We start from the raw sequence: 24,984 nt of genomic DNA, 5'->3' as shown, positions 1-24,984 counted from the left end.
CTCCTCTCGTGAAAGGCGGCTCATGCGGGGATCCCCGCGCTGAGTGTGGTGCGCGCGCCGGTCACATGACCGGCGGCAACGGTGTCGGCGCCGGCCGTGCGGGCGGCGCGCTCGGCCGCGTCGCGCAGGCGCTTGGCGGCGGAGATTCGGGCAAGGACGGGCTGCGCCTCGACGGCGCGGTCGAGGGCGGACAGCGCCTCGGCGTCCCAGGGCAGCTCGCGGTGGGTGCGGGCCGGCGTCGGCTCGACCTTGTCCATGTCGCGGGCGAGCGGCAGGATGTGAAAGAGCGTGTCGAACAGGGCGTTGCAGACCTCCTGCACGAGGTAGGTCGCGCCCGCGTAGCCCATGAACGGCGTGCCGGTGTGCCGCCGGATGATCGCCCCGGGGAACGAGGCCGGCACGTAGGTCGCCCGGCCGCCGGCCTCCGCGAGGTACATCCGCTCGTTGAACGAGCCGAACAGGACCAGCGGCGGGTTCTTGGCGATGGCGTCCCGCACCTTGGCGTTGTCGGGCTTGAGCCCGGCGGAACGGCCGAAGGCGAAGTGGCAGGGCAAGCCCATCTCGTCTTCGAGGAAGTGGCGAACGCCCCGTGCGTAGGTCTCTGTGGCGACGATGCCGAAGCTCGCCGTGCCGAAGAAGTCCTGCGTCACCGACCGCCACAGGTCCCAGACCGGCTTGATCGTGGTGTGGCGCTCGCGCTCGATGAACGGCTCGGGATCGACGCCCAGGATCTCGCCCAGCGCCCGCAGGAACTTGGTGGTCGAGAGCACGCCGATGGGCGCCTGAAGATACGGGCGCTCCAGCGCCTCGCAGAGGCCCCGGCCGAACTCCCGGTAGAGGCAGATGTTGGCATCCGCATTGACGAGTTTCGGCACGTCCGCGAGGTGCGAGCCGAGCGGGAAGGTGAGGTTCACCTCCGCGCCGATGCCCTCCACGAGGCGGCGGATTTCGGCGAGGTCGCTCGGCATGTTGAACGTGCCGTAGGCCGGGCCGATCAGGTTGACGCGGGGCTTCTCGCCCTCCTTGCGGGCGGGGCGGGCCGGGATGCCCTTCTTGGCGAACTTGCGCGCCCCGTATTCCTGCCAGAGCCAGGTGATCGCCCGGTCGGCGGCCTGCCACTGGTCCTCGTCGATGGTGCGCGGCAGGAAGCGCTGGAGGCCGGTGCCCTCCGGGGTGACGCCGCCGCCGATCATCTCGGCGATGGAGCCGGTGACGACGACGCTGGGCAGACCCGGATCGAGGGTCGAATGGGCGCGCTTCATCGCGCCCTCGGTGCCGTGGCGGCCGAGTTCTTCCTCGGCCAGCCCCGTGACGACGATGGGAAGCTCGTGCGGCGGCAGGGCATCGGTGTAGTGCAGCACCGAGGTGACGGGCAGGTTCTCGCAGCCCACCGGACCGTCGATGACGACCTGAAGGCCCTTGATCGCCGTGAAGACGTAGACCGCGCCCCAGTATCCGCCGGCCCTGTCGTGATCGAGGATCAGCATTACGCCATCTCCCCAATCGGTTTTTTGGGACCTTCCGCCTTTGGTGACTGTTTGCGTTGGGGCAACTCCTGCCATACGCCAGCGGCGTGGCCGGTGCCGACGCCCTCGAAGAAGTCGCGCATTGCATCGAAGCGCGGCTTGTTGCGGAGCGCCGCGTTCACCACCGTCGCCAGAGAGCCGGCGCCGGCCGCGCCCATCAGCGGGCGGGCCGAAATCAGGTTCGTGAAGTAGAGGGCCGGGGTCGCGGCCTCTTTGGCCTTCTGCACCACCGGCGTCGTGCCGATGGCGAGATCCGGCCGGAAGTGGTGGAAGGCGTAGAGGTCGTCTTCGAGGGAGGCCCGGTAGCGGACCTCGCAGCCATGGGCTTCGAGCCAATCGCGATCCGCCTCGGACCACGGCGTGCGCGGGCAGGCGGTCCCGACGTAGGGCACCTCGGCGCCGCTCTCGATGAGCAGGCGGGCGACCAGAAGCTCCGAGCCCTCGTAGCCGGACAGTGTGATCCGGCCCTTGATCGGCGAGGCCGAGAGCGCGCCGCGAATTCCGGCGAGGATGCCGGCCTTCGCCGCGTCGATGGTCTCGGCTGAGACGTTGCAGGCGGTGCCGATCCGCTCCAGCCATGCGGCCGTGCCTTCGACGCCCACGGGGGCCGAGCCGACGATGGGCCGCCCGGCCGCCTCGAACTCGCGGATGCTCGCCGTGTAGAACGGGTGGATCGCGGCCACGACCGAGCAGTCGAGGGCGCCGTACAATTCGCGCCATTCCCGCGTCGGCACCACCGGCCCGGCGGCGAGGCCGAGCGGCGCCAGCAGGCCGCCGATCACCATCGGGTCGGCCGGGAACATCTCGCCGAGCAGCGCCACGGTCGGGCGCTCGGAGCGACCGCCCTTCGGCGCCTGGACCGGGCCTTGTTCGGCCTCGGCGCGGGCGACCTTCAGCATCGCGCCAGCCAGCACGTCCTTCGCCTCGGCATGGGTCGGCACGCCGAAGCCCGGCACGTCGATGCCGATGACGCGGACCCCGTCGATCTCCTTCGGCAGGAGCCGCAGCGGCACGCCCGACGCCGTGGGAACGCAGAGATTGATGACGACGACGGCGTCGTAATCCTCAGGCTTCGCGGTGGCGTGGACCGCCTCGCGGATGTCCTCGAACAGCTTGCCGGTGACGAGCGTCTCGGAGTTGAAAGGCACGTAGCCAACACTCCGGCGGGCGCCGTAGAAATGCGAGGTGAAGGTCAGTCCGTAGACGCAGCAGGCCGAGCCCGAGAGGATCGTCGCGGTGCGGCGCATCCGCAGGCCGACGCGCAGCGACCCGAAGGCCGGGCACATGCTCTGCGGCTGGTCGTGCGGACCCTGCGGATAATCCTCGCGCAGCTGCGCCAGGGTCTCGGACATTCCGGCCGCCTCGGCGGCCTCCCGCATCGCGTCTTTGCCGGCGTGGCAGCCGAGCCCGTCGCCCTTGGTGGCGGCGAGGTCGATGGCGGGGGCCGCCTTGCGGGCCCGCAGTTCGGCGATGTCGAGGGAGACGGCCATGCGCGTCAGACCTCGTCGTACACGACTTCGAGGGACGGCTTGATCACCTCGGCGACCCCGCACATGTCCTCTTGCGTCGCCGGGACGAGCACCACGTCGCGGCCCGTCGTCTCGCTGGAGAACAAGCCGAGCAGCCCGTCCTGGGTCAGCGGCGTCGGGCGGTGCGGGGCGGCGCCGGCCACGTTGGCGGCGAGTTCGGAGAACAGGTCGCCCCAGCGCCCGTCCGGCTTGCCGATGATCTCGTAGTTCGCGCTCTTCTTGCGGATGTCGTCGTCGGCCGGGATCGAGGCGAGCACCGGGATGCCGGCGGCCTCCGCGAAGGCCTGCGCCTCGCCGGTGCCATCGTCCTTGTTGATGACGAGCCCGCCGACGCCGACGTTGCCGCCCATCTTGCGGAAGTATTCGACCGCCGAGCAGACGTTGTTGGCGACGTAGAGCGATTGCAGGTCGTTCGAGCCGACGACGATGACCTTCTGGCACATGTCGCGGGCGATCGGCAGGCCGAAGCCGCCGCAGACCACGTCGCCGAGGAAGTCGAGCAGGACGAAATCGAAGCCCCACTCGTGGAAGCCGAGCTTCTCCAGAAGCTCGAAGCCGTGGATGATCCCGCGCCCGCCGCAGCCGCGCCCGACCTCCGGCCCGCCGAGCTCCATGGCGTAGACGCCGTCGCGCTTGAAGCAGACGTCGCCGATGGCAACCTGCTCGCCCGCGAGCTTCTTCTTCGTGGAGGTCTCGATGATGGTCGGGCAGGCCTTGCCGCCGAACAGCAGCGAGGTGGTGTCGCTCTTCGGATCGCAGCCGATCAGCAGCACCTTCTTGCCCTGCTGGGCCATCATGTAACTGAGGTTCGCCAGCGTGAACGACTTGCCGATGCCGCCCTTGCCGTAGATCGCGATGATCTGCGTCTCCTTCTTTACCGGGGCGGTGGAGACGGGATCGGGCTCGATGGCGGCTTCGTCGCGCAGCTGCGTCGCCTGGGCCAGGGCCGCCTTGTTCAGTTGAACGTTCATGCGGCGTCCCTCCAATCCAGGACCATCTTGAGGCAGGCCGGATCGGCGAAGGCCGTCCGGTAAGCCTCCTCGGCCCGCGTGGCGGGCACGCGGTGGGTGATCAGGCCGTCGAGAGACAGGCGCCCCACCTCGATGAGGCGGGTGACGGCGGCGAGGTCGCCCGGCCGGAACTCGGCGGAGATGCGCAGGCGCGCCTCCCGCATGAAGGCGGGCGGGAAAGCGAAGGAGAGCGGCGCCTCGTAGAAGCCCGCGAGCACGATCTCACCGCCGGGAGCGAGGCGTGCGATCAGCCCGTCGAGGCCGGCGGAATCGCCGCTCACGTCGAGGATGCGGGTGTAGTCGCGGCGGGCATCGTCCTCGGGCGCCAGGATGGCATAGCCCTCCGCGCCGTCTCGGCGGGCGGCGTTCGTCTCCCACACGGTCGGCTCGGCCCCCATCGCCACGGCGACGCGGGCCAGCAGCCGGCCGAGCACGCCGTGCCCGACGATCAGGGGACGTTCGCCCTCCGCGATGCCGCCGGCCGCGCGGTGGGCGGTGGCGGCCAGTGCCAGAAGGCAGGCGCGCTCGCCCAGCGTCCCATCGACGGGAAGAAGCTTGTCGGCGGGGGCGACGAGGCGGGAGGCCGCGCCGCCGAACAGCCCGCGCACCGGGCCGAAGCAGCGGGCGCCGGGCACGAACACCCATTGACCCATGCGGACGGGGGCGTCGGCGGCGGCCTCGGCGACTTGGCCCACGGTCTCATAACCTGGCACCAGCGGATACCCCATGCCCGGAAAGGCCGGCATCCGGCCGGACCAGAGCAGGCGCTCGGTGCCGGTGCTGATGCCGCTCCAGGCGACATCCACCACCGCGTCGCCCACACCCGCGCCGGTGAGGGTCAGGCGCCGCAGGGCCAGCCTTTCCGGTTGTTCGAGGATGACGGCGAGAGCGTCCATGACTGGAATTTCCGCCCGACTCAAAGGCGACACCGCAGGGGCGGGTCTCCTGAGTGTCATTCTAGATAGACACTTTTGCGCGTCAACCTGTCTTAACAGTCATCTGCCGGTTTTGTGTGCGACGAGCACACGGGCGAGCAGGGGACGACGGGTTTTGCGCTCTTTCGTCGCCGCGAATCCGGCCTCGTGGGCCAGGCGTGACAGTTCGTCTGCCGTCCGGGGACGGCCGGAGCCCATCGCCAGCAGGTAGAAGCCGAAATAGGCGTCCCCCACCGGCTCCGCGCCGGGCGTTCCCGCCATCGGTTCGGCGATGACGAGGCGTCCGCCGGGGGCCAGCGCCGCATAGGCCGCGCGCAGCAGCGCCCGGACCGGTGCGTCGTCGTGGTCGTGCAGGACGCGCACGAGGGAGATCGCGTCGGCGCCCTCCGGCAAGCCGGTATGGAAATCGCCGCCAATGCATGCGATCCGGTCGCCGAGCCCGACGCGGCCGAGGCGCGCGCCGGCCCGTTCCGCCACGGCGGGCAGGTCGAACAGGGTGAGCCGGCGCCCCGGCAGGTGCGGCGCGGCGGCTTCGAGGAAGGCCCCCTCCCCGCCCCCGACATCCATCCAGTGGCGGATGCCGCGCAGGTCGCAGGCCTCGATGATGTCCTGCGCGATCATCGCCTGGGACGTGCCCATCAGCGCGCCGTAGGGGGCGGCCTCGCCCGGCGCGACGGCGCCGCCCTCGGCATAGGGCCAGTAAGAGGAGAGCCGCGTGCGCTCCGTGCGGCCCTGCAACAGGGCGACCGGATCCGCGAGGTCGGCGTAGAGCAGGGCGTGGTGCTCGACCATCGCCGCGATGCCGGGATTGCCGGTGACGGCGGCGCCTAGGTCGGCCAGGGCGAAGCGCCCGTCCGGCAGAGCGCGAATCAGGTCGAGGGAGCGGGCAGCGAGGAGCAGCGTCCGCGCCTTCTCCGGTGGCAGGCCGAGGCGCACGGCCAGGGCCTCAATCGTCATCGGCCCCTCCGCCAGGATCGAGAACAGGTCGAGGCGGATGCAGGCCGTCAGCACCTGCGCGTAGACGAAGCCGGCGCAGAGATCGAACAGCGCGCGTGTGTTCCCTCGCGCGATGCGCCGCGTCAGCGGGAAACCCGCCGCCCAGCGCTGGAAGCGCGGGCTCGCCACGAGGCGGTTGCGCAGCGCCAGCCAGCGCTCGGAGAGCGGACGCGGGCGCGCCGCCGGGGGATCCGACAGGGCCGCGCCCCGGCTCAGGCCGACACCGCCCGCAGGCTCGCCGGCAGGAACAGCCGGGCCTGCGCCTCGATTTCCACCGTCAGCCCCTTCGCGCCGGGGCAATCCGGCACCGCCGCGATGGCCTCGCGGGTGAGGCGCTTCAGTCTGTCGAGGGCGCCGCCCGTGCCGAGCAGCGCCGCCGCGTTGGGCCGCCCGAGGGTCGCGTCGCGCCCGGCGGGCTTGCCGATCTCCTCCTGGCGACAGGCGACGTCGCGCAGGTCGTCGGCCACCTGATAGGCCTCGCCCAGGGCCTCGCCGAGGCGCCGCCACGGCTCCGGCTCGGCCCCCGCCGCCGCCGCACCGGCCACCGTCGCCGCCGCGAAGAGCGCGCCGGTCTTGGCCTGCTGGTAGGCGCTGAGGTCGACATGCGCCTCGGATTCCCAGGCCTGCCCCGCCGCGATGCCGGAGGGCGAGCCCGCCGCCCGGCCGAGAAGCCCGACGAGCCGCGCGAGCCGGCGCGGATGCCGCCACGATCCCCGCGCCAGGGTCTCGAAGGCGAGCACGATCAGCGCATCCCCTGTGAGGACGGCGATGGGCGTGCCGAAGGCGATGTGGACCGTGTCCTTCTGGCGGCGCGTCGGCGCGTCGTCGAAGCAGGGCAGGTCGTCGTGGACGAGGGAGGCGCAATGCAGAAGCTCGATCGCCGCCGCAGCCGAGTCGGCGCCGAGGGGATCGTCGTCGCCGCAGGCCCGCGCCACGGAGAGGCAGAGCCGGGGCCGGATGCGGTGCCCGCCGGGGAAGACGGCGTAGCGCATCGCTTCCGCCAGAAGGGGTGGCGCGCCGGGCGCCTCCGAGTAGGCGACAGCCCTGTCGAGGGCCGATTCGATCCGCGCGCCGGGCTCCATGCCGCCCTCCCTGTCATGGCGGGTTGCCATCGCCATGTGTCACTTATAATTGACACTCACGGACCACAAGATCAATCCCGACCTGGGAGGCTCCGCAACCGTGTCGGCCACGCGCGTCGTCGTGATCGGAGCCGGGATCGGCGGGCTCGCCGCCGCCCTGAGGCTCGCCCGTGCCGGCCTGTCGGTCACGGTGGTGGAGCGCGCCGAGGCGCCGGGCGGCAAGATGCGCGCGGTGCCCGTGGACGGCACGCGCATCGAGGCGGGGCCGACCGTCTTCACCATGCGCTGGGTGTTCGAGGAGCTTCTGGCCGAGTGCGGCGCGCGCCTCGCCGAGCGCGTGACCCTGCGGGATGCGAGCCTGCTGGCCCGCCACGCCTGGAGCCCCGACGAACGCCTCGACCTCTTCGCCGACATCGACGCCTCGGCGGCGGCGATCCACGCCTTCGCGGGAGCGGGCGAGGCGGAGGGCTACCGGCGGTTCTGCGCCCGCGCGGCGGAGGTCTACCGCACCCTGGAGGGGCCCTTCATCCGCTCCGGCCAGACGGGACCGACGGGGCTCGCCAAGCGGGTCGGCATTTCCGGGATCGGCGACCTGTGGCGCATCCAGCCCTTCGCGACGCTCTGGTCGGCGCTGAAGGAGTATTTCCACGATCCGCGCCTGCTGCAGCTGTTCGGGCGCTACGCCACCTATTGCGGCGCCTCGCCCTTCACCACCCCGGCGACGCTGATGCTGGTGGCGCATGTGGAGCAGGCGGGCGTCTGGACCGTGCAGGGGGGCTTGAGCGCGCTCGCCGCCTCCATCGCCGGCCTCGCGGTCGAGATCGGGGCGGAGTTCCGCTACGGCACCCATGTCCAGGAGATCGAGGTCTCCGGGGGCAAGGTCACGGGCGTGCGGCTCGCGGGCGGCGGGCGCATCCCGGCGGATGTCGTGGTCTGCAACGGCGACGTGGCGGCTCTGGGCGCGGGGCTGCTGGGCCGCGCGGCGGCGCCGGCCGGGGACCGGATCGGGCGGGCCGAGCGCTCGCTCTCGGCGGTGACGTACTGCGTACGGGCCGAGACGGCGGGCTTTCCGCTGGCCCACCACACGGTGTTCTTCTCCCGCGACTACCGCGCCGAATTCGACACGATCCTGCGCGACCGCCGCCTGCCCACCGACCCCACGGTCTACGTCTGCGCCCAGGACCGCAGCGCCGAGGGCGCATTTCCCGGCGGGCCGGAGCGCCTGCTGATGCTCGTCAACGCCCCGGCCGACGGCACGGAGCGCCCCTTGCCTGCCACGGAGATCGCCCGATGCGAGACCAACCTGAAGGCGCGGCTGCACGCCTGCGGCTTGTCCCTGACGCGGGAATCAGCGGCCACGGTCACGACGCCGGAGGCGTTCGCGGGCCTGTTCCCGGGGAGCCAGGGCGCCCTGTACGGGCGGGCCTCGCAGGGCTGGGCGGCGACCTTCAAGCGCCCGGGGGCACGGACCAAGGTGGCGGGGCTCTACCTCGCGGGGGGCTCAGTCCATCCGGGGCCGGGCGTGCCGATGGCGGCGCAATCGGGGAGGCTCGCGGCGGCGGCGATCCTCGCCGACCTCGGTTCGACGGGCAGGTCGGGCACAACGGCTATGTCTGGTGGTACGTCGATGCGGTGAGCGACGACGGCACCCAGGGCCTCACCATCATCGCCTTCATCGGCAGCGTGTTCTCGCCGTATTACGGCTGGAGCCGGGACAAGAACCCCTTCGACCATTGCGCGATGAACGTCGTGCTCTACGGCCGCCCGAGCCGCTTCGCCATGACCGAGCGGAAGCAGAGCACCCTCTCCCGCGGGGCGGACCACATCGCCATCGGCCCGAGCGCAATGGAGTGGGACGGCACCGAACTCACCGTGCGGATCGACGAGCGCGGGGCGCCGCTGCCCCGGCGCATCCGGGGCACGGTGCGACTGCGGCCCTCCGGCATCACGGCGGGGCCATTTCACCTAGACCCGGCCGGGCGGCACCGCTGGTGGCCGATGGCCCCGGCCTCGCGGGTGGAGGTCTCCTTGAGCGAGCCCGGCCTGTCCTGGCAGGGCAGCGGCTATTTCGACACCAACGACGGCGACGAGCCCCTGGCCGACGCCTTCACCCGCTGGACATGGTGCAGGGCCGAACTGCCGGACGGGGCGGCGATCCTCTACGACGTGGCCCACCGGGACGGCGGCGGGCGCAACCTGTCGCTGGGCTTCGCCTTCGACGGCACGAGGCGGGACATCCGCCCGCCGCTCTCGGCCAAGCTGCCGCCCACAGGATTCTGGCGGATGCCCCGCGAGACCCGCAGCGACGACGGCAAGGCGCGGGTCATCACCACCTTCGAGGATACGCCGTTCTATTCGCGCTCGCTGCTGGCCTCGACGCTGGCGGGCGAGCCGGTGCGGGCGGTCCACGAGAGCCTGTCCCTCGACCGGTTCCGCAACCCGCTGGTGCAGCTGATGCTGCCCTTCAGGATCCCGCGACCGCTCGGCGGCTGAGGCTGAAGCCGCCCTGCGGCAGCAGCGCCGTCAGGCCGACGCGCCATGCGACGCAGGCGAAGGTCGCCAGCGCCAGAGCGAGGCCGAAGGAGAAGCCGGTCTCGCCGGCCGCGACCCGCACGAGGGCGGTGAACGGGCTGAGCGCGATCAGCATCCGCTCATGGGCGACGAGCCCGCCCTGCTTCACGGCGGCGAGCCCGAGGAACAGGGTCGCGGGCAGCAGGGGCACGAGGTCGTACACCGGCACGTAGGGCGAGAGCAGCGGCGTGACGCACAGGCACGCGGCGGCCCGCAACTCGGGCGAGGCCCCGGAGCGCCAGACCCGGAGCACGAAGACCAGGGCCGTGAGCGCCACCGCGATCTGGAACGCCCAGGCCAGGGCCACCGAGCCGCCAAGGAGGCGCACCGCCCCGAAGGCGCTGGCGTTGAGATCGAGCCCCGACGCGGCCTCCTGCAGGATGATCCGGTTGGTGCTCGACAGCGAGCGCAGGAAGCCGATCCACGGCTCGATGCCGAACAGCGCCACCGACGCGAGGCTGGCGGCGAGCACCGTCGCGGCGCAGCTGAGGAGCGCGGTCCACCGCCCGGTGGCGAGCAGCAGCAGCGGCGCCAGCAGCGCGAAATGCGGCTTGAAGGCGAGGAACCCGAAGCACAGGCCGGCGAGGCGCGGGCGCCTGTCGAGGAGGACGAGGCCCAGCGTCATCAGCCCGGCGGTGAACAGCCCATTCTGCCCATAGGACAGGTTGCAGAACACCAGGGGGTGGGCGAACGCGATGAAGGCGATGTCCATGCGCCCCGCCGCGCGCTGCAGCACGAACAGGAAGAACGCGGCCGAGAGGGCGCACCACGCGAGGTAGCCGGCCTGCGGGTCCATCCACGCCAACGCCGCCGAGGGGATCAGGAAGATCGGCGGGTAGTGCCACGCGAAGCGGCAATCCGGCCCAAACGCCTCGCGCAGGTTCGCGAGGTGGCGGGCGAGGTCGTAGGGCTCGGCGGCCCGGCCCTCCAGGGCGGCGCGGCCGGCGACCCAGATCTGCGAGAAGTCGCTGCCCAGGATCTCGCCGTACCAGTTCCGGCGGGGCTCCGGGCCGGTGCCGAACAGCACGATGATGATCGCGGCGGTGATCGGCAGCAGGAACACCGCCGCCAGCCGCCCAAAGGCCAGGAAGCGCGCATCGTTGAAGACGATGTCCGCGAGGTCCGCGCGCAGGCCGGCGAGGAACGTCCGGCCGGTCTGCGGAGCGGAAGCGTGCATGGTCTGTCCCGGCATCGGGCCATCGGAAAGGGCCCGGCCGAGCCTAGGAGAGAACGGTTCCGAGCCCGTTAACGATGGGATTCGAAGCACCGTCACACTTGTGCAGCACGGATGTGGCTGCGATGGTCCGACGCATCGCGGGATGGGGCGCGTGTCGCCGGGCTGGGGAATGGAATCGTCGTCCGCCTTGCGCGTCCTGATCTACAGCCACGACACGTTCGGCCTCGGCCACCTGCGGCGCTCCCGGGCGATCGCCCACGCCTTCGTCGCGTCCTGCCCCGATGCGCGGGTGGTGATCGTGTCGGGGTCGCCGGTGGTGGACCGCTTCGCCTTCGCGCCGGGCGTGCGCACGGTGCGCCTTCCGCCGGTGACGAAGCTCTCCGACGGCAGCTATGCCAGCGCGGGCCCCGCGACCCTCGCCCGCACGGTGGAGGACCGCACGGCGGCGCTGATGCGCACGGCCGAAGCCTTCCGCCCCCATGTGGTGATCGTGGACAAGGAGCCCGCCGGCTTCCACGGCGAGATGCTGCCCGTGCTGGAACGGGAGGCGGCGCGCGGTACCAAGCTGGTGCTCGGCCTGCGCGATGTCCTCGACGAGGCCGACCGCCTCGCCCCCGAATGGGAGCGCAAGGGCGCCGTCGAGGCGATGGACCGCTTCTACGACGAGATCTGGGTCTATGGGCTCGGGCGCATCCATGAGCCCCTGGCCGGGCTCGCCCTGGCGCCCGACCTCGCGCGGCGGATCGGGAACCGGCTCGTCTACACGGGCTACCTGCGCCGCGAACTGCCGGAGGCGCGGGCCGACCGCCGGGAGCCGGCGGTGGCGGCGGGGCCGTTCCTCCTCGTCACGCCGGGCGGCGGGGGCGACGGCGCGGGGCTGATCGACTGGGTGATCGCGGCCTACGAGGCCGATCCCGGCATCCCGCTGCCCTGCCTCGTGGCGTTCGGGCCGTTCCTCGACGCCGCGATCCGGGAGGGGTTCGACCGGCGCATTGCGGCGCTCGGCGGCCGGGTCTCGGCCATCACCTTCGACAGCGAGATCGAGGTGCTGATGCGCAAGGCGGCGGGCATCGTCGCCATGGGCGGCTACAACACCTTCTGCGAGATCCTGTCCTTCGACCGCCCGGCCGTGCTGGTGCCGCGCACCGAGCCCCGGCGGGAACAGGCGATCCGGGCGCTGGCCGCCGAACGGCTCGGCCTCGTGCGGGTGCTGATGGAGGAGGACGGGCGCGACCCGCTCCGCATGGCGGCGGCGTTGCGCGCGGTGCCGGGCCAGCCCGAACCCTCGCGGGTGGTGGTGCCGGGCCTCCTCGACGGGCTCGACGCGGTGGTGCGCCGCCTGCACCACCTCGTGCCGGAGGATGCCGACGCGCCGTGCCGGGCGATGTCATGAGCGGCCCACGCATCGCGGTGGTGCTGAAGGGTTATCCGCGCCTCTCCGAAACCTTCATCGCGCAGGAGATCCTGGCCCTCGAGAAGCGGGGCCTCGCCCTCGACATCTGGTCCCTGCGCAAGCCGACCGACCGGTTCCGCCACCCGATGCACGCGGCGATCCGCGCGCCCGTCGCCTACCTGCCCGAATACCTGCGCGACGACCCCGCCCGGGTGATGCGCGGGCTCCTCTGGGGATTCCGGCAACGGGCGTTCCCGGCGCTCGTGAGAACCGTCCTGCGCGACCTGCGGCGGGACCCCACCGCCTCGCGGCTGCGGCGGCTCGGGCAGGCGTTGGTGCTCGCCCGCGAGGCCGGGCCGTCGGTCGCCCATCTCCACGTTCACTTCCTGCACACGCCCGGCAGCGTGACCCGCTACGCCGCCCTGCTGACGGGCCGGCGCTGGAGCTTTTCCGCCCACGCCAAGGACATCTGGACCACGCCCGAATGGGAGCTGTCCGAGAAGCTCGCCGACGCCGCATGGGGCGTGACCTGCACCCGCGACGGGCTCGCGCGCCTCGACGCCCTCGGGCCGGGCCGCACGCGGCTCGCCTATCACGGGCTCGACCTCACGCGCTTTCCCGCGCCGCCCCCGGCCCGCCCCGCCCGCGACGGGCGCGACCCGGAGGCGCCGCTGCAGCTGCTCTGCGTCGGGCGGCTCGTGGCGAAGAAGGGGCATGACGACCTGTTCGCGGCCCTCGCCGCCCTTCCCGCCGACCTGCACTGGCGGCTCGACCTGATCGGCGGCGGTGAGTTGCGCGGCGCGCTGGAACGGCTCGCCCTGGAGCGCGGATTGCAGGGGCGCGTCGCCTTCCGGGGCGCCCTGCCCCAGCCGGCGATCATCGACGCGATGCGCGAGGCGGACCTGTTCGTGCTGCCGACCAAGCCGGCCGCCGGGGGCGACCGCGACGGGCTGCCGAACGTCCTGATGGAGGCCGCGAGCCAGGAGTTGCCGATTCTGGCCACCGCCTTCGCCGGCACGCCCGAGTTCCTGACCGATGGTGTCCACGGGATCCTCGTTCCACCGGGCGAGCCCGACGCCCTGGCGCAGGCGCTGCGCACCCTGTTCGGCGATTCCGAGCGGCGCAGTCGCCTCGGCCGCGCGGCGCGGGCGCACCTCGTGCAGGACTTCTCCGAGGAGGCGGGCATCGCCCTTATCGCCGGAGCGCTCGCCCACTCGGCCGGGATGGCGTCGCCCGTCCGCGAGGAGGCCGCGTGAGGATCCTCATCGCGGTCACGCATCTCCTCGGGGCGGGGCATCTCACCCGCGCTGCCGCCCTCGCCCGCGCCTTCGCCGCCGCCGGGCACGAGACCGTGCTGGTCTCCGGCGGAAGCCCGGCGCCGCTGGTGCGCCTCGACGGCGTGCGCCTCGTGCAACTGCCGCCCCTGCGGATCGAGGGCTTCGACTTCGCCCGGCTGATCGGACCCGATGGCGAGCCGGCCGGGGAAACGCTCCTCGCCGAGCGGCGCGAAATCCTCCTCGCGACACTGCGCGAGACCGCGCCGGATGCCGTCATCACCGAACTCTTCCCCTTCGGCCGGCGGGGGCTCGCATCAGAATACCTCGCCCTGGTGGAGGCGGCCCGCGCCCTCGACCCCGCGCCGCTGATCCTGTCTTCAGTGCGCGACATCCTCGTGCCGCCCGACCGCCCGGCCAAGGTCGCGCAGGCCCATGCCCGCCTGGCCGCGCTCTACGACGCTGTGCTCGTCCACGGCGACGAAGCCCTCGCGCCCCTCGACGCCTCCTGGCCGGTCGATGACGCGGTACGGCCGAAGCTCCGCTACACCGGATACGTGGACGAGGGCGCCGCGATCCCGCCGCCGGGCGAGCGCGCGGGCATCCTCGTCGCCGCCGGATCGAGCGCGGCCGGGCTCGGCCTGTTCCGCGCGGCCGTCGGCGCGGCGCGGCTGCGGCCTGATCTCGGCTGGCGGCTCCTCGTCGGGCACGGCATCCCGGACGCGACCCTCGACGCCCTGTCGGAGGGCCTGCCCGCCGGCACGGTGATGCGGGCGCGGGCCGATTACCGGGCGCTGCTGGCAGGCGCCCGCGTCTCGGTGAGCCAATGCGGCTACAATACCGCCGTGGACCTGCTGGTGACGGACACGCCCGCCGTGCTCGTGCCCTTCGAGGCGGGCCGCGAGACCGAGCAGCGCCTGCGCGCCGAACGCCTCGCCGCCATGGGCCGCGCGCGGATCGTGCCGGAGGAGGCGCTCTCGCCCGACACGCTGCTGGCGGCCGTGCTCGACGCGCCGCCCCTCCCCAATGGCCCGCGCCCCGCCCTCGACGGCGCGGCCCGCACCGTCGCCCTGGTCGAGCGGATGCGCCGCGAGCGCGCCTTCGCCCGCCTGCGCGGCGCCCTCGACCGGGCGGGCGAGATCCGCCTGTGGTGGCGGGACGACGATGCGGTGGCCGCGACCCCCGCCCTCGACCGCCTGCTGGCCCTCGCGGGTCCCCGCCCGATCCTGATTGCCGCCATCCCGGCGCGGATCGAACCGTCCCTCGCGCACCGTCTCCGCGGGGCGCGTACCATCTGTGTCGGCGTGCACGGCCTCGCGCACGACAACCACGCCCCGCCCGATGCGAAGCCCGCCGAGTTCGGCCCGCACCGGCCATTGGCCACCCTCCGCGAGGAGGCGGCCCGCGCGCTCGCCCTCGCGCAGGACAGGCTGCCGCGCGAGACGCTGCTGCCGGTCTTCGTGCCGCCTTGGAACCGGATCGACCCCGATCTCGCCGCCGACCTGCCATCCCTCGGCTATGCCGGCCTCTCGGCGGCCAAGGGACCGGGAGGTGCCGCCCTCGACGTGATCGACTGGCGCGGCACCCGCTCGCTGCGCGACCCCGCCGCCCTACTCGCGACCCTCACCGCCCATGCGGAGAGCCGGAGCGGGGCGCCGCTCGGCCTCCTCACCCACCACCTCGCCCATGACGAGGCGGTGTGGGCCTTCCTCGCCGAGTTGCTGACCGTCCTCGATCACCCGGCCGTGCGCTGGTGCGATCCTTGCGACCTGTTCCCGTCGCCTGTGGACGCGGGAGTCCCGGCGCCTATGTCCACGGCGGACGAATGGCCGAGGGCCGGGTGAGCGCGCTCCTGTCGATCCGCGACCTCGCTGTCGCCTTCCGTACCGAAACCGGCCGGTTCGAGGCCCTTCACGGGCTGTCGCTCGATATCCCGCGGGGCAAGACCCTCGCGCTGGTGGGCGAATCCGGCTCCGGCAAGTCGGTGACGGCGCAGGCGATCCTGCGCATCCTCCCGCGATCCGCCGAGATCAGCCGGGGCCAGATGCTGTTCGAAGGGCCCGACGGGACGGTCGACCTCGCCCGCCTGCCGGAGGACGGCCCGGCCATCCGCGACATCCGGGGCCGGCGGATCGCGATGATCTTCCAGGAGCCGATGACCTGCCTGTCGCCGCTCCACACGATCGGCGATCAGATCGGCGAGGCGTTGCGCGTCCATACCGGCGCCGACCGGCGGGAATCGGATGCGCGCACGCAGGAGGCCCTGGCGAAGGTCGGCTTCCCCGATCCGAAGCGAGCGCTGAAGACCTACCCGTTCGAACTCTCCGGCGGCCTGCGCCAGCGGGCGATGATCGCCATGGCGCTCATCATGCGCCCGGCGCTCCTCGTGGCGGACGAGCCGACCACCGCGCTCGATGTCACCACCCAGGCCCAGATCCTCGCCCTGCTCGGCAAGTTGCAGGACGAGACCGGCATGGCGATCCTGCTCATCACCCACGATCTCGGGGTGGTGGCCAACATCGCCCACGACGTGGCGGTGCTCTACCGGGGCCGCTTGGTGGAGGCCGGCCCGAAGGACGAGGTGATGCGCCGGCCGGGCCACGCCTACCTCCAGGCGCTGATCGAGGCGGTGCCGCGCTTCGACATGGCGCCGGGCGAGCGCCTGACGCCGATCCGCCCCGCCCGCGCGACGATCCCGCCGACGCGGGAGGCACCACCCCTCGCCGGCCCGATCCTGCAGGTGGAGAAGGTCAGCAAGACCTTCACCCTCCGCGCCGGGCGGCTCTTCGCCAGCCCGCGCACGGTGCGGGCGGTGGCGGACGTGTCCCTCACCCTGCGAGGCGGACGCACCCTCGGGCTCGTGGGCGAATCGGGCTCGGGCAAGACCACCGTGTCCAAGATGGTCATGCGGGCCATGCCGCCCGATGGCGGGCGCATCCTGTTCGATGCCGGCGACGGCCCGAAGGACGTGCACGCGCTGAAGGGCGATGCCCTGTTCGCCTACCGCCGCAACGTCCAGTTCGTGTTCCAGGACCCCTACGCCTCCCTCGATCCGCGCATGACCGTGCGGCAGATCCTGTCGGAGCCGATGGAGATCCACGGCGTGCCGCAGCCGAAGCGGCGCGAGCGGTGCCGCGAGCTGATGGCGATGGTCGGCCTGGAGGAATCCGCCCTTGGCCGCTACCCCCACGCCTTCTCCGGCGGCCAGCGCCAGCGCATCGGGATCGCCCGTGCGCTCAGCCTCGAACCGCGCCTCCTCGTGCTGGACGAGCCCGTCTCGGCCCTGGACGTGTCGGTGCAGGCGCAGATCCTGAACCTGCTCAAGGACCTGCAGCAGGCGCTGGGCCTGTCCTACCTGATCGTGTCCCACAACCTCGCGGTGGTGGACTACATGGCCGACACGATCAGCGTCATGTGCCGGGGGCGCATCGTGGAGGAGGCCGACCGGGCCACCCTGTTCCGCGATCCGGTCCACCCCTACACCAAGGCGCTGCTTGCCGCCGTGCCGGACCCGAGCCTCGACCATCCCCTCGATTTCGCGAAGGTGACGGGCGAGGCTTCGGACCCCGCGCGCTGGCCGAAGGGTTTCGCCCTCGCGCCCCACGAATCCGGGATCATGATGCAAGTCGAGCCGGGGCATTGGGCCCGCTACCGATCCGAAGCCGAGCGGAACGCCGCCTGATGCAGCCGCGCCCGCCCATCGTCCTCGAACGCCTGCGCCGGAAGGTGCTCGGGCCGCTCTTCGACCGCCTCGGCTACGACCTCGTGCCCGCAGCGCCGGATTGGACCCACCGCCCCACCTCCCCGCGCGAAGTCGGGCGCCTGCTCGATGCCGCCGCCGAGAGCCTGCACGCCGACCTGCGCGCCTCCAGCCTGACACCGGAGGAGGATGTCCGCGCCCTCGTCGAGCGATTCTGGCACCTCATCCCCGAGGCGCCCGTGCGCCAGCGGCGCGGCGGCAGCGGCTTCAACGGCGCGCTGCAACTCTACGTGGCGATGCGGGTGCTGCGACCGGAATTCGTGATCGAATCCGGCGTGTTCCGGGGCCTGACTACCTGGGTGATCCGGCAGGCCTGCCCCGGGGCGCGGATCTTCTGCCACGACCCCGATTTGTCGAGCCTGCAATACCGCGACGCCGGGGCGCGCTATAGCCGCGAGGATTGGTCCCGCGCGGATTGGTCGATTCTCGATCCGGCGCGGACGGTGGCCTTCTTCGACGACCACGTCTCCCAGGCCCGCCGGGTGGTGGAGGCGCATGTGCGCGGCTTGACCCGCCTGCTCTTCGATGACGACGTGGCGGCGCACCGCATCCACGCCCACGGCGGCCCGGCGCATCCGACCATCGCGATGATCACCGCCCTGGATGCGAGCCCCGAGCCGATCCGCTGGACCCGCAACGGCCGCCCCTTCGAGCAGCCCGCCGGGGACGCGGAGGCGCGGCAGGCCGGCGACCTGATCCGCCGCGCCCACGCCTTCGACGACATGCACCGCGCCACCGGCTACTCGCCGGCCCGGCTGACCTACGTGGAGCTGCACGGAGGTGGGCCGTGAGCACCACCGGATTCTCCCGCCGCACGCTCCTCGCCGCCCTCGTGGCCACGACCGCCCTCCCCCGCCGGGCCCTCGCCGACGACGCCCCCGCGCCGCCTGGCACGCCCCTCGTCGCGGACCTCGCCGCCGGGGGCAGGCGCCTCGGCAAGCAGGGCGGGACGATCCGCACCCTGATCGCGAAGGCGCGGGATGTCCGCTACCTCTCGGTCTACGGATACACCCGCCTCGTCGGCTACGATGCCGGCCTGACGCTCCAGCCCGACGTGCTGGAGCGGATCGACGTCGAGGGCGGGCGCTTCACCTTCACCCTGCGGGACGGGCACCGCTGGTCGGACGGGCAGCCCTTCACCAGCGAGGACTTTCGTTATTACTGGGAGGACGTGGCCAACCAGCAGGAGCTGAGCCCCGAGGGGCCGCCCACCTTCTTCATGGTGGATGGCAAGCCGCCGCAGGTCGAGTTTCCGGATGCGCGGACCATCCGCTACACCTGGCCCCGGCCGAACCCGATGTTCCTGCCGGCGTTGGCCGCCCCCCGCGATCCGCTGATCTACCGGCCGGCGCATTACCTGAAGCCGTATCACCCGCGCTACGTCGGCAAGGAGGCTGCCGAGGCCAAGGCGAAGGCCCTGAAGCTGCGGGGCTGGGCCGCCCTGCACAACCGGCTCGACGACAATTACGAGCTGATGAACCCGGATTGCCCGACGCTACAGGCGTGGGTGCCGCGCACCCGCTCCCCGGCGACGCGCTTCGCCTTCGAGCGGAACCGCTCCTATCACCGGGTCGACGCCGCCGGGACGCAACTGCCCTACGTCGACCGCATCGTGATGGACGTGGCCTCCTCCGGACTGCTCGTCGCCAAGACCAACGCGGGCGAGGCCGACCTGATGTTCCGGGGCCTGACGATGCCGGACATCCCGAGCCTCAAAGAGGGCGAGAAGGCCCACCATTACCGCACCAACCTCTGGCCGGTGGCCCGGGGCTCGGAGATCGCCCTCTACCCGAACCTGACGACGGTCGATCCCGTCTGGCGCGCCCTGAACCGGGACATCCGCTACCGGCACGCGCTCTCGCTGGCGACCGACCGGCGCACACTCAACAACACCCTGCTCTTCGGCCTCGGCACCGAGGGCAACGACACGATCATCCCCGAATCGCCCCTCTACGCGCCGGAGATGCGGACCCTGAACGCGGGCTACGACCCGGCGCAGGCGAACCGGCTTCTGGACGAGGCCGGGCTCGACCGCCGCGATGGCTCGGGCATCCGCCTCCTGCCGGACGGGCGCCCGCTGGAGATCGTGGTGGAGAGCGACGGCGAGGCCGGCGAGATCCTCGATGCCCTCACCCTCATCGCGGAGTTCTGGCGTGAGGTCGGCATCCGCCTCGTCACCAAGCCGCAGGAGCGCACCAACCTGCGCCGCCGCTCCATCGGCGGGCTGACGGTGATGGTGGCGGCGCAGGGGCTCGACCTCGCGGTGCCGACCGCCATCATGCCGCCGACCGAACTGAGCCCCGCCCAGCCCGACCATTATGCCTGGCCGCGCTGGTCGATGAACGTCGAGAGCCGGGGCCGGAGCGGCGAGGCCTGCGACGTGCCGGAGGTGCAGCGGCTGATCGCCCTCGACCGGGAATGGCGCCAGACGGACGACGCGGCCCGGCAGGGGGCGATCTGGCGCGAGATGCTGATGAACCACGCGCGCAACACCTGGGTGATCGGTACGGTGGCGGGGGCGTTGCAGCCGGTCGTCACCGCCGACCGGCTCGTGAACCTGCCGGCCAAGGCGCTCTATTCCTGGGAGCCCACGGCGATGATCGGCGTGCAGCGGGTGGACGAACTGTTCTGGGACGAGGCCATGGACAAGCGGGCCGAGGGGCGATGATCGGCCTGATCCTCCGGCGTCTCCTCACCATGGCGGTGACGCTGCTCATCATCTCCGCCCTGGTCTTCTTCGTCATCAAGCTCCCGCCGGGGGATTACCTGACGAACCGCATCATGGAACTCCGCGCCACCGGCGAGGCTGGCTCCGTGGCCAAGGCGGAACTGTTGATCCGTCAATACGGGCTCGACCGGCCGGTCTGGGAGCAATACCTGATCTGGGTCGGGCTGATGCCGGGGCCCGCCGGCTTCTCCGGTCTGCTGCAGGGCGATTGGGGCTGGTCGTTCGAATACGACAAGCCGGTGGCCGACGTGGTCGGCGACGCCCTGTGGCTGACGCTGCTCGTGAACGTCACCGCCGTGATCTTCGTCCACCTCGTGGCGATCCCGGCGGCGATCTATTCGGCCACGCGACGCTACACCTGGGGCGATTCCGTCGTGACCGTGCTCGGCTATGTCGGCCTCGCGATGCCGGGCTTCCTGCTGGCGCTGATCCTGCTGTTCTATGCCAACCGCTGGTTCGGCCTCTCCATCGGCGGGCTCTACGACGCCTCCCTCACCAACCGGCCCTGGGACGGGGAGAAGATCCGTTCGCTCGCCGCCCATCTCATCGTGCCGACCCTGGTGATCGGCCTCGGCGGCACGGCGGCGATGATCCGCCGGATGCGGGCGAACCTGCTCGATGAACTCGCCAAGCCCTACACGGTGACGGCCCGCGCCAAGGGCATGGCGCCGACGCGGGCGCTGTTGAAATATCCGTTCCGCATGTCCCTGAACCCGTTCGTGGCGGATATCGGCAACCTGCTGCCGCATCTCGTCTCGGGCTCGGTGCTGGTTTCGCTGGTGCTGAGCCTGCCGACCGTCGGGCCGCTGCTGCTGGAGAGCCTGCGCAACCAGGACCAGTTCATGGCGGGCTTCATCCTGATGTTCGTCGCCGCGCTGACCCTGGTCGGAATGCTGATCTCGGACCTCGCCCTGGTCTGGCTCGACCCACGCATCCGCATGGGCCTGCGATGACCGACGCGCTGCAACGGACGCACTTCGTCGATCCGGCGCCCTTCGCCCCGGACGACCGGGCCGAGGCGCCCGCCGGCTCGGCCTCGGCGTGGCGGCTCATCGCGCGCAAGTTCCTGCGCCACCGGCTGGCGGTGTTCTTCGCGCTGGTCCTGCTCCTGCTCTACGCGCTCATCCCCTTCGTGGAGATGATCGCCCCCTACGGGCAGGCGCGGCGGGACGGCGACTTCCTCTACGCGCCGCCGCAGGGGGTGCATCTGATCCACGACGGCCGGTTCGTCGGACCCTTCGTCTACCCGTACCGCTCCCAGCTCGACCTCGACACGTTCCGCCGGGACTACGTGACCGACACGGGCACACCCCAGCCCCTGCGCTTCCTCTGCCGGGGCGACGGCTACGATTGGCTCGGCCTTGTCCGCTCCGACTTCCACCTCGTCTGCGCGCCGGAGGGCGGGACCCTGTTCCTGTTCGGCACCGACCGCCTCGGGCGGGACCTATTCTCGCGGATCGTGTACGGCACCCGCGTCTCGCTCACGATCGGCCTCGTGGGCGTGGCGATCTCGTTCGTGCTCGGCCTCCTCTTCGGGGGCATCGCCGGCTATTTCGGCGGCCTCGCGGACGCCGCCGTGCAACGGCTGATTGAGATCGTCCGCTCGATCCCCGAACTGCCGCTCTGGCTCGCCCTCTCGGCGGCGCTCCCCGCGAACTGGAGCCCGCTGCTCATCTTCTTCGGCATCACGGTGATCCTCGGCCTGCTCGACTGGCCGGGCCTCGCCCGTGCGGTGCGCGGCAAGCTGCTGGCCCTGCGCGAGGAGGATTTCGTCCAAGCGGCCGAACTGATGGGCGCCTCGCCCGCGCGGCTCATCGGGCGGCACCTGATCCCGAACTTCATGAGCCACCTCATCGCCTCGGCGACCCTGTCGATCCCGACGATGATCCTCGGCGAGACGGCCCTGTCGTTCCTCGGCCTCGGCCTGCGCCCGCCCGTGACGAGCTGGGGCGTGCTCCTCAACGAGGCGCAGAATCTCGCGGCGGTGCAGCTCTATCCGTGGCTGCTCCTGCCGGTGGTACCGGTGCTGGTGACGGTGCTGGCCTTCAATTTCGTGGGCGACGGCCTGCGCGACGCCGCCGACCCCTACAACTGACCCCTCACCCGGCGAGCGGCAGCGGGGCGATGCGGGCCGGCGCGGCGACGGTCTTGCGCTCCAGCAAGCCCGGCGGCGGGACCGGCGCCTCGATGGTGCAGACGACGCCCCCCGGCTCGTAGGAGAGGTTGACCTCGCCCGCGAGCTCCCGGGCGAGGCTGCGCTCGATGAGCCGCGAGCCGAAGCCGGTGCGGGTGGGCTTCTTGACGGGCGGACCGCCGCTCTCGCGCCAGCGGAGGAGGAGCATGATCTCGTCCCCGCGCCGCACGGCCCATTCGATGTCGATGGTGCCGGCATCGTTGGAGAGCGCGCCGTACTTCACGGCGTTGGTCCCGAGTTCGTGCAGGGCCATGGCAATGGACAGGGCGAGCCGCGGCGGCAGGCGCAGGGGCGGCCCCTGGACACGGAAGCGAGACGCCCCGGTGCCGCCGCCGTCGAGGGGGCGGATCGCGTCGGCCACCACCGCAGACAATTCCGCGCCGTCCCAGCTTTCCTTGGTGAGCACGTCGTGGACGCGGGCCAGCGCCAGGAGCCGCGCCTCGAAGGCGGCGCGGGCGATCTCGGCCTCCGGCCCGTCGAGGCCGCGCAGGGATTGCGTCGCGATGGATTGCACCGTCGCCAGGGTGTTCTTCACCCGGTGGTTCAACTCGTGGATCAGCAGGAGCAGATGCTCCTCCGCGAGCTTGGCATCGGTGATATCGACGTTGCAGCCGGTATAGCCGAGGAAGCGCTGACCATCGTCGAGGCGCGGCACGCCCTCGCAGCGCAGCCAGCGCACGGCGCCGGTGCGGTCGATGATGCGGGTCTCCATGCGGAACGGCCCGCGCGCGGCGAAGGCGTCCTGGAAGGCCCCCCGGAACATGTCGAGATCGTCCGGGTGGATGATCCGCTCCCAGCCGGCATCGGCCAAGGCCTCGGCAGGCATCCCGAACAAGTGGTCGAAATGCAGGTTGGCGAAGCTGACCTCGCCGGTCTCGTCGGTCATCCAGATCAGGGCCGGGGCGGAATCCGCCATGTGGCGGAAGCGCGCCTCGCTCTCCTTGAGGGCCGAGAGGCCGCGCCGCGTGTCCTCGAGGGCGCGGTCGCGCTCCTCCTCACGGGTGCGGATCCGTAGAGAGGCGTCCGAGAGGACGGTGGCGAGGCGCTGGATCTCGTGGACCGGCGAGGCCACGCGCGGGATCGCCTCGCCCCGCGCAAGCGCCGGCCCGGAGGCTGCGAGATGGCGCAGCGGACGCGTCACCCGCGACCACAGGCTCACCGCCAGCACCGAGGAGGTCGCGAGCACCAGAAGCCCGAACCCGGCGAAGGCCCAGACCCAGCGCCGCACCCGCGCATCCACGATGGTCTGCGGGATGCTCGTGCCGACGGTCCAGCCGGTGAGGCGCGAGCGCGCCTCGATCACCACGACCGGGCGCCGCTGCCGGTCCTGCCCCTCCCAGACGCCGGACGTGCTGGTCTGGTTCTGGCGCAGGGTCGAGAGGCGCGGCTTGCCCACCACCGCGGTCGGATCGGGCAGCCGCGCCAGCACGGTGCCGTTGCGATCCGAGATGCCGGTCGTCCAGCCCTGCACCACCTCCCGCGCCAGGATGCCCTGCAGCCGCGACAGGGGGACGGTAAAGCTCAGGATGTAGACGACCTCGCCGTCCACGGTGACGGGGACGCCGACCGCGTAGCTCGCATCTTCCGCGCTCACCGCCGGCACGTAGCCGCTGACCAGGGCGCGGACCTGTCCCTTGGCGAGTTCCGCGTCGATCGGCAGGGGCGCCACCGGCAGGGGGGCGCCGCGCGGCACGCCGGTGTTCACCACCTCCTGCCCGTTGGGCCGGCGCAGGAGCACGTCGAGATCGAGGGAGCCGCGCACGAGGCGGGCCTGCGAGTCGAAGGCCGAGAAATCCCCGTCCTTCAGGCGCGGCGAGGTTGCGAGCGTCTGCAGCACGGAGACGAGGCCCGCCACGTCCCTGTCGAGGGACAGGCTGATGCCGCGCACGTTCTCGCGGGCATCCTGCTCGAACCTTGCCCGCTCGGCGGAGGCGTAGCGCATCAGCAGGATCGCGGTGAACAGCAGGCCGGGGCCGATCAGCGCGACGACGAGGGCCACGAGATAGACCTGGGTCGAGAACCCGTTCCGGCCGAAGCGGTGGAGGCGGCGGGACAGCCAGGAGCCGCGCCGCTGGGGCGGGCTCTGCGGCGCGGCAAGTTCCCGATCGAGGCGCGGGCTCACAGGCTGCGTGCTCCCGGCCTCCGGCGCCGCCAGCGCCCCTGCGCATTCGGAGCCATCATCACCGGTCGATATGGCCGAGATCGCGGGCCGGGTCGAGCCGGTCGCGCACTCGCTGCTTGAGGGCCTTCACGTCCGGGAAGCCACCGTCCTGCACACGTTCCCACAGGAGATCGCCATCGACCTCGATGCGGAACACGCCGCCCTTGCCGGGCCGGAGGGCGACCTCGGACAGATCGTCCTTGAAGGTGGAGAGAAGTTCCTGCGCCATCCAGGCCGAGCGGAGGAGCCAGTTGCACTGGACGCAATAGGTGATGGCCACGCGCGGCCGACGCGTCGCAACCTCGGCAGTGCCCTCCCCCGGCACCGGACCCGTTCCACCCTGATCCATGGTTCCACAGCGCACCCGACGGCGACGAAAGTCAACCGGGGCCGCCAATCGGCGGATCCCGGCTTGACGGGGCGGGGGCGAGGGCCCTAGAAGCCGCTCATCCGGTCGCGGGCGGCTCCGAGCCCCCGCCTCCGCGCGGCGTCCGTGTTGCACGACACGCGGAACGGACGGTTAGCACAGCGGTAGTGCGTTCCCTTCACACGGGAAAGGTCGCAGGTTCGATCCCTGCACCGTCCACCACTTTCCTCCCCCCGTAAGACCGATTTCAGATCTGTTTGCCACGCCGTAGGCGCGTGCTA

19 protein-coding genes and 1 tRNA gene are annotated in these 24,984 nt (G+C 71.9%); 11 read left to right on the top strand and 9 right to left on the bottom strand.

The features are described 5' to 3' along the window. Positions 1–20: 20 nt before the first annotated feature. From bchZ to MKK52_RS23045, 6 genes are all read right to left on the bottom strand, one after another. Positions 21–1,487 carry a chlorophyllide a reductase subunit Z gene (bchZ, locus tag MKK52_RS23070; RefSeq protein WP_243958272.1) on the bottom strand — a complete coding sequence of 489 codons (1,467 nt, stop codon included), beginning with the start codon at positions 1,485–1,487 and terminating at the stop codon, positions 21–23. Then, on the bottom strand, positions 1,487–3,016 hold the full coding sequence (gene bchY, locus MKK52_RS23065) for a chlorophyllide a reductase subunit Y (protein WP_243958264.1): 1,530 nt from the start codon (positions 3,014–3,016) through the stop codon (positions 1,487–1,489). The genes bchZ and bchY overlap by 1 nt, the downstream gene beginning before the upstream one ends. A 5-nt stretch (positions 3,017–3,021) precedes the next feature. Beyond that, a complete protein-coding gene (locus tag MKK52_RS23060) occupies positions 3,022–4,026 on the bottom strand; it encodes a chlorophyllide a reductase iron protein subunit X (protein WP_243958256.1) in 1,005 nt (334 codons plus the stop codon). Further along, the gene (gene bchC, locus MKK52_RS23055; protein ID WP_243958254.1) at positions 4,023–4,961 is read right to left on the bottom strand and encodes a chlorophyll synthesis pathway protein BchC; all 939 of its coding nucleotides are present in this window, start codon (positions 4,959–4,961) and stop codon (positions 4,023–4,025) included. The genes MKK52_RS23060 and bchC overlap by 4 nt, the downstream gene beginning before the upstream one ends. Before the next feature lie 99 nt (positions 4,962–5,060). Then, complete coding sequence (locus MKK52_RS23050) at positions 5,061–6,194, bottom strand: acetylserotonin O-methyltransferase (protein ID WP_243958418.1); 1,134 nt, start codon at positions 6,192–6,194, stop codon at positions 5,061–5,063. Positions 6,195–6,208: 14 nt separating this feature from the next. After that, positions 6,209–7,078, bottom strand: coding sequence for a polyprenyl synthetase family protein (locus MKK52_RS23045; protein ID WP_243958416.1), 870 nt, complete (start codon positions 7,076–7,078; stop codon positions 6,209–6,211). Positions 7,079–7,178: 100 nt separating this feature from the next. Between MKK52_RS23045 and crtD the strand changes: the two genes are divergently transcribed. Beyond that, positions 7,179–8,714: a 1-hydroxycarotenoid 3,4-desaturase CrtD gene (gene crtD, locus MKK52_RS23040; protein ID WP_243958252.1), complete on the top strand. Its 1,536-nt coding sequence runs from the start codon at positions 7,179–7,181 to the stop codon at positions 8,712–8,714. Continuing rightward, positions 8,711–9,571, top strand: a complete 861-nt coding sequence (locus MKK52_RS23035) for a carotenoid 1,2-hydratase (protein ID WP_243958250.1) — start codon at positions 8,711–8,713, stop codon at positions 9,569–9,571. The genes crtD and MKK52_RS23035 overlap by 4 nt, the downstream gene beginning before the upstream one ends. Here MKK52_RS23035 and MKK52_RS23030 read toward each other — a convergent pair. Beyond that, positions 9,543–10,826, bottom strand: a complete 1,284-nt coding sequence (locus MKK52_RS23030; protein WP_243958248.1) for a glycosyltransferase family 87 protein — start codon at positions 10,824–10,826, stop codon at positions 9,543–9,545. The genes MKK52_RS23035 and MKK52_RS23030 overlap by 29 nt on opposite strands. Positions 10,827–10,995: 169 nt before the next feature. Between MKK52_RS23030 and MKK52_RS23025 the strand changes: the two genes are divergently transcribed. From MKK52_RS23025 to MKK52_RS22990, 8 genes are read left to right on the top strand one after another with little or no spacing between them, the layout of a single operon-like run. After that, positions 10,996–12,219 carry a glycosyltransferase family protein gene (locus MKK52_RS23025; RefSeq protein WP_243958246.1) on the top strand — a complete coding sequence of 408 codons (1,224 nt, stop codon included), beginning with the start codon at positions 10,996–10,998 and terminating at the stop codon, positions 12,217–12,219. Next, on the top strand, positions 12,216–13,475 hold the full coding sequence (locus tag MKK52_RS23020) for a glycosyltransferase family 4 protein (protein ID WP_243958244.1): 1,260 nt from the start codon (positions 12,216–12,218) through the stop codon (positions 13,473–13,475). The genes MKK52_RS23025 and MKK52_RS23020 overlap by 4 nt, the downstream gene beginning before the upstream one ends. After that, the gene (locus tag MKK52_RS27150; RefSeq protein WP_243958239.1) at positions 13,472–15,337 is read left to right on the top strand and encodes a glycosyltransferase; all 1,866 of its coding nucleotides are present in this window, start codon (positions 13,472–13,474) and stop codon (positions 15,335–15,337) included. The genes MKK52_RS23020 and MKK52_RS27150 overlap by 4 nt, the downstream gene beginning before the upstream one ends. Further along, a complete protein-coding gene (locus MKK52_RS23010) occupies positions 15,319–17,175 on the top strand; it encodes an ABC transporter ATP-binding protein (RefSeq protein ID WP_243958237.1) in 1,857 nt (618 codons plus the stop codon). The genes MKK52_RS27150 and MKK52_RS23010 overlap by 19 nt, the downstream gene beginning before the upstream one ends. Next, a complete protein-coding gene (locus tag MKK52_RS23005) occupies positions 17,175–18,044 on the top strand; it encodes a hypothetical protein (RefSeq protein ID WP_243958235.1) in 870 nt (289 codons plus the stop codon). Before MKK52_RS23010 ends, MKK52_RS23005 begins: the two co-directional genes overlap by 1 nt. Further along, positions 18,041–19,921, top strand: coding sequence for an ABC transporter substrate-binding protein (locus MKK52_RS23000; protein ID WP_243958233.1), 1,881 nt, complete (start codon positions 18,041–18,043; stop codon positions 19,919–19,921). Before MKK52_RS23005 ends, MKK52_RS23000 begins: the two co-directional genes overlap by 4 nt. Then, entirely contained in the window at positions 19,918–20,934 is a 1,017-nt protein-coding gene (locus tag MKK52_RS22995; RefSeq protein ID WP_243958231.1) for an ABC transporter permease, read from the top strand. The genes MKK52_RS23000 and MKK52_RS22995 overlap by 4 nt, the downstream gene beginning before the upstream one ends. Further along, positions 20,931–22,076, top strand: a complete 1,146-nt coding sequence (locus MKK52_RS22990; RefSeq protein WP_243958230.1) for an ABC transporter permease — start codon at positions 20,931–20,933, stop codon at positions 22,074–22,076. Before MKK52_RS22995 ends, MKK52_RS22990 begins: the two co-directional genes overlap by 4 nt. A 4-nt stretch (positions 22,077–22,080) precedes the next feature. Here the strand turns inward: MKK52_RS22990 and MKK52_RS22985 are convergent, their stop codons facing one another. Then, positions 22,081–24,231, bottom strand: a complete 2,151-nt coding sequence (locus tag MKK52_RS22985; RefSeq protein ID WP_243958413.1) for a sensor histidine kinase — start codon at positions 24,229–24,231, stop codon at positions 22,081–22,083. 124 nt (positions 24,232–24,355) lie between these two features. Beyond that, on the bottom strand, positions 24,356–24,685 hold the full coding sequence (locus MKK52_RS22980; RefSeq protein ID WP_243958228.1) for a SelT/SelW/SelH family protein: 330 nt from the start codon (positions 24,683–24,685) through the stop codon (positions 24,356–24,358). Between the two features lie 165 nt (positions 24,686–24,850). On the opposite strand from MKK52_RS22980, the gene MKK52_RS22975 reads away from it, so the two are divergent. Next, positions 24,851–24,925: transfer RNA gene (locus MKK52_RS22975), tRNA-Val, on the top strand. The last annotated feature ends 59 nt before the right edge of the window (positions 24,926–24,984 follow it).

It is taken from the genome of Methylobacterium sp. J-067 (assembly GCF_022829465.1).
Taxonomy (GTDB): Bacteria; Pseudomonadota; Alphaproteobacteria; order Rhizobiales; family Beijerinckiaceae; genus Methylobacterium; species Methylobacterium litchii.
Note: the sequence above shows the minus strand (reverse complement) of the source record. Positions and strands in the feature narration are given on the sequence as shown.

What these genes read in the sequence shown, in the direction of transcription:
- MKK52_RS23060 (WP_243958256.1), bottom strand. Translation starts at nt 4,026, where the DNA reads ATGAACGTTCAACTGAACAAGGCGGCCCTGGCCCAGGCGACGCAGCTG.
- MKK52_RS23010 (WP_243958237.1), top strand. Translation starts at nt 15,319, where the DNA reads ATGGCCGAGGGCCGGGTGAGCGCGCTCCTGTCGATCCGCGACCTCGCT.
- bchC (WP_243958254.1), bottom strand. Translation starts at nt 4,961, where the DNA reads ATGGACGCTCTCGCCGTCATCCTCGAACAACCGGAAAGGCTGGCCCTG.
- MKK52_RS22980 (WP_243958228.1), bottom strand. Translation starts at nt 24,685, where the DNA reads ATGGATCAGGGTGGAACGGGTCCGGTGCCGGGGGAGGGCACTGCCGAG.
- MKK52_RS23020 (WP_243958244.1), top strand. Translation starts at nt 12,216, where the DNA reads ATGAGCGGCCCACGCATCGCGGTGGTGCTGAAGGGTTATCCGCGCCTC.
- MKK52_RS23025 (WP_243958246.1), top strand. Translation starts at nt 10,996, where the DNA reads ATGGAATCGTCGTCCGCCTTGCGCGTCCTGATCTACAGCCACGACACG.
- MKK52_RS22995 (WP_243958231.1), top strand. Translation starts at nt 19,918, where the DNA reads ATGATCGGCCTGATCCTCCGGCGTCTCCTCACCATGGCGGTGACGCTG.
- MKK52_RS22990 (WP_243958230.1), top strand. Translation starts at nt 20,931, where the DNA reads ATGACCGACGCGCTGCAACGGACGCACTTCGTCGATCCGGCGCCCTTC.
- MKK52_RS23045 (WP_243958416.1), bottom strand. Translation starts at nt 7,078, where the DNA reads ATGGAGCCCGGCGCGCGGATCGAATCGGCCCTCGACAGGGCTGTCGCC.
- bchZ (WP_243958272.1), bottom strand. Translation starts at nt 1,487, where the DNA reads ATGCTGATCCTCGATCACGACAGGGCCGGCGGATACTGGGGCGCGGTC.
- MKK52_RS23030 (WP_243958248.1), bottom strand. Translation starts at nt 10,826, where the DNA reads ATGCACGCTTCCGCTCCGCAGACCGGCCGGACGTTCCTCGCCGGCCTG.
- bchY (WP_243958264.1), bottom strand. Translation starts at nt 3,016, where the DNA reads ATGGCCGTCTCCCTCGACATCGCCGAACTGCGGGCCCGCAAGGCGGCC.
- MKK52_RS23005 (WP_243958235.1), top strand. Translation starts at nt 17,175, where the DNA reads ATGCAGCCGCGCCCGCCCATCGTCCTCGAACGCCTGCGCCGGAAGGTG.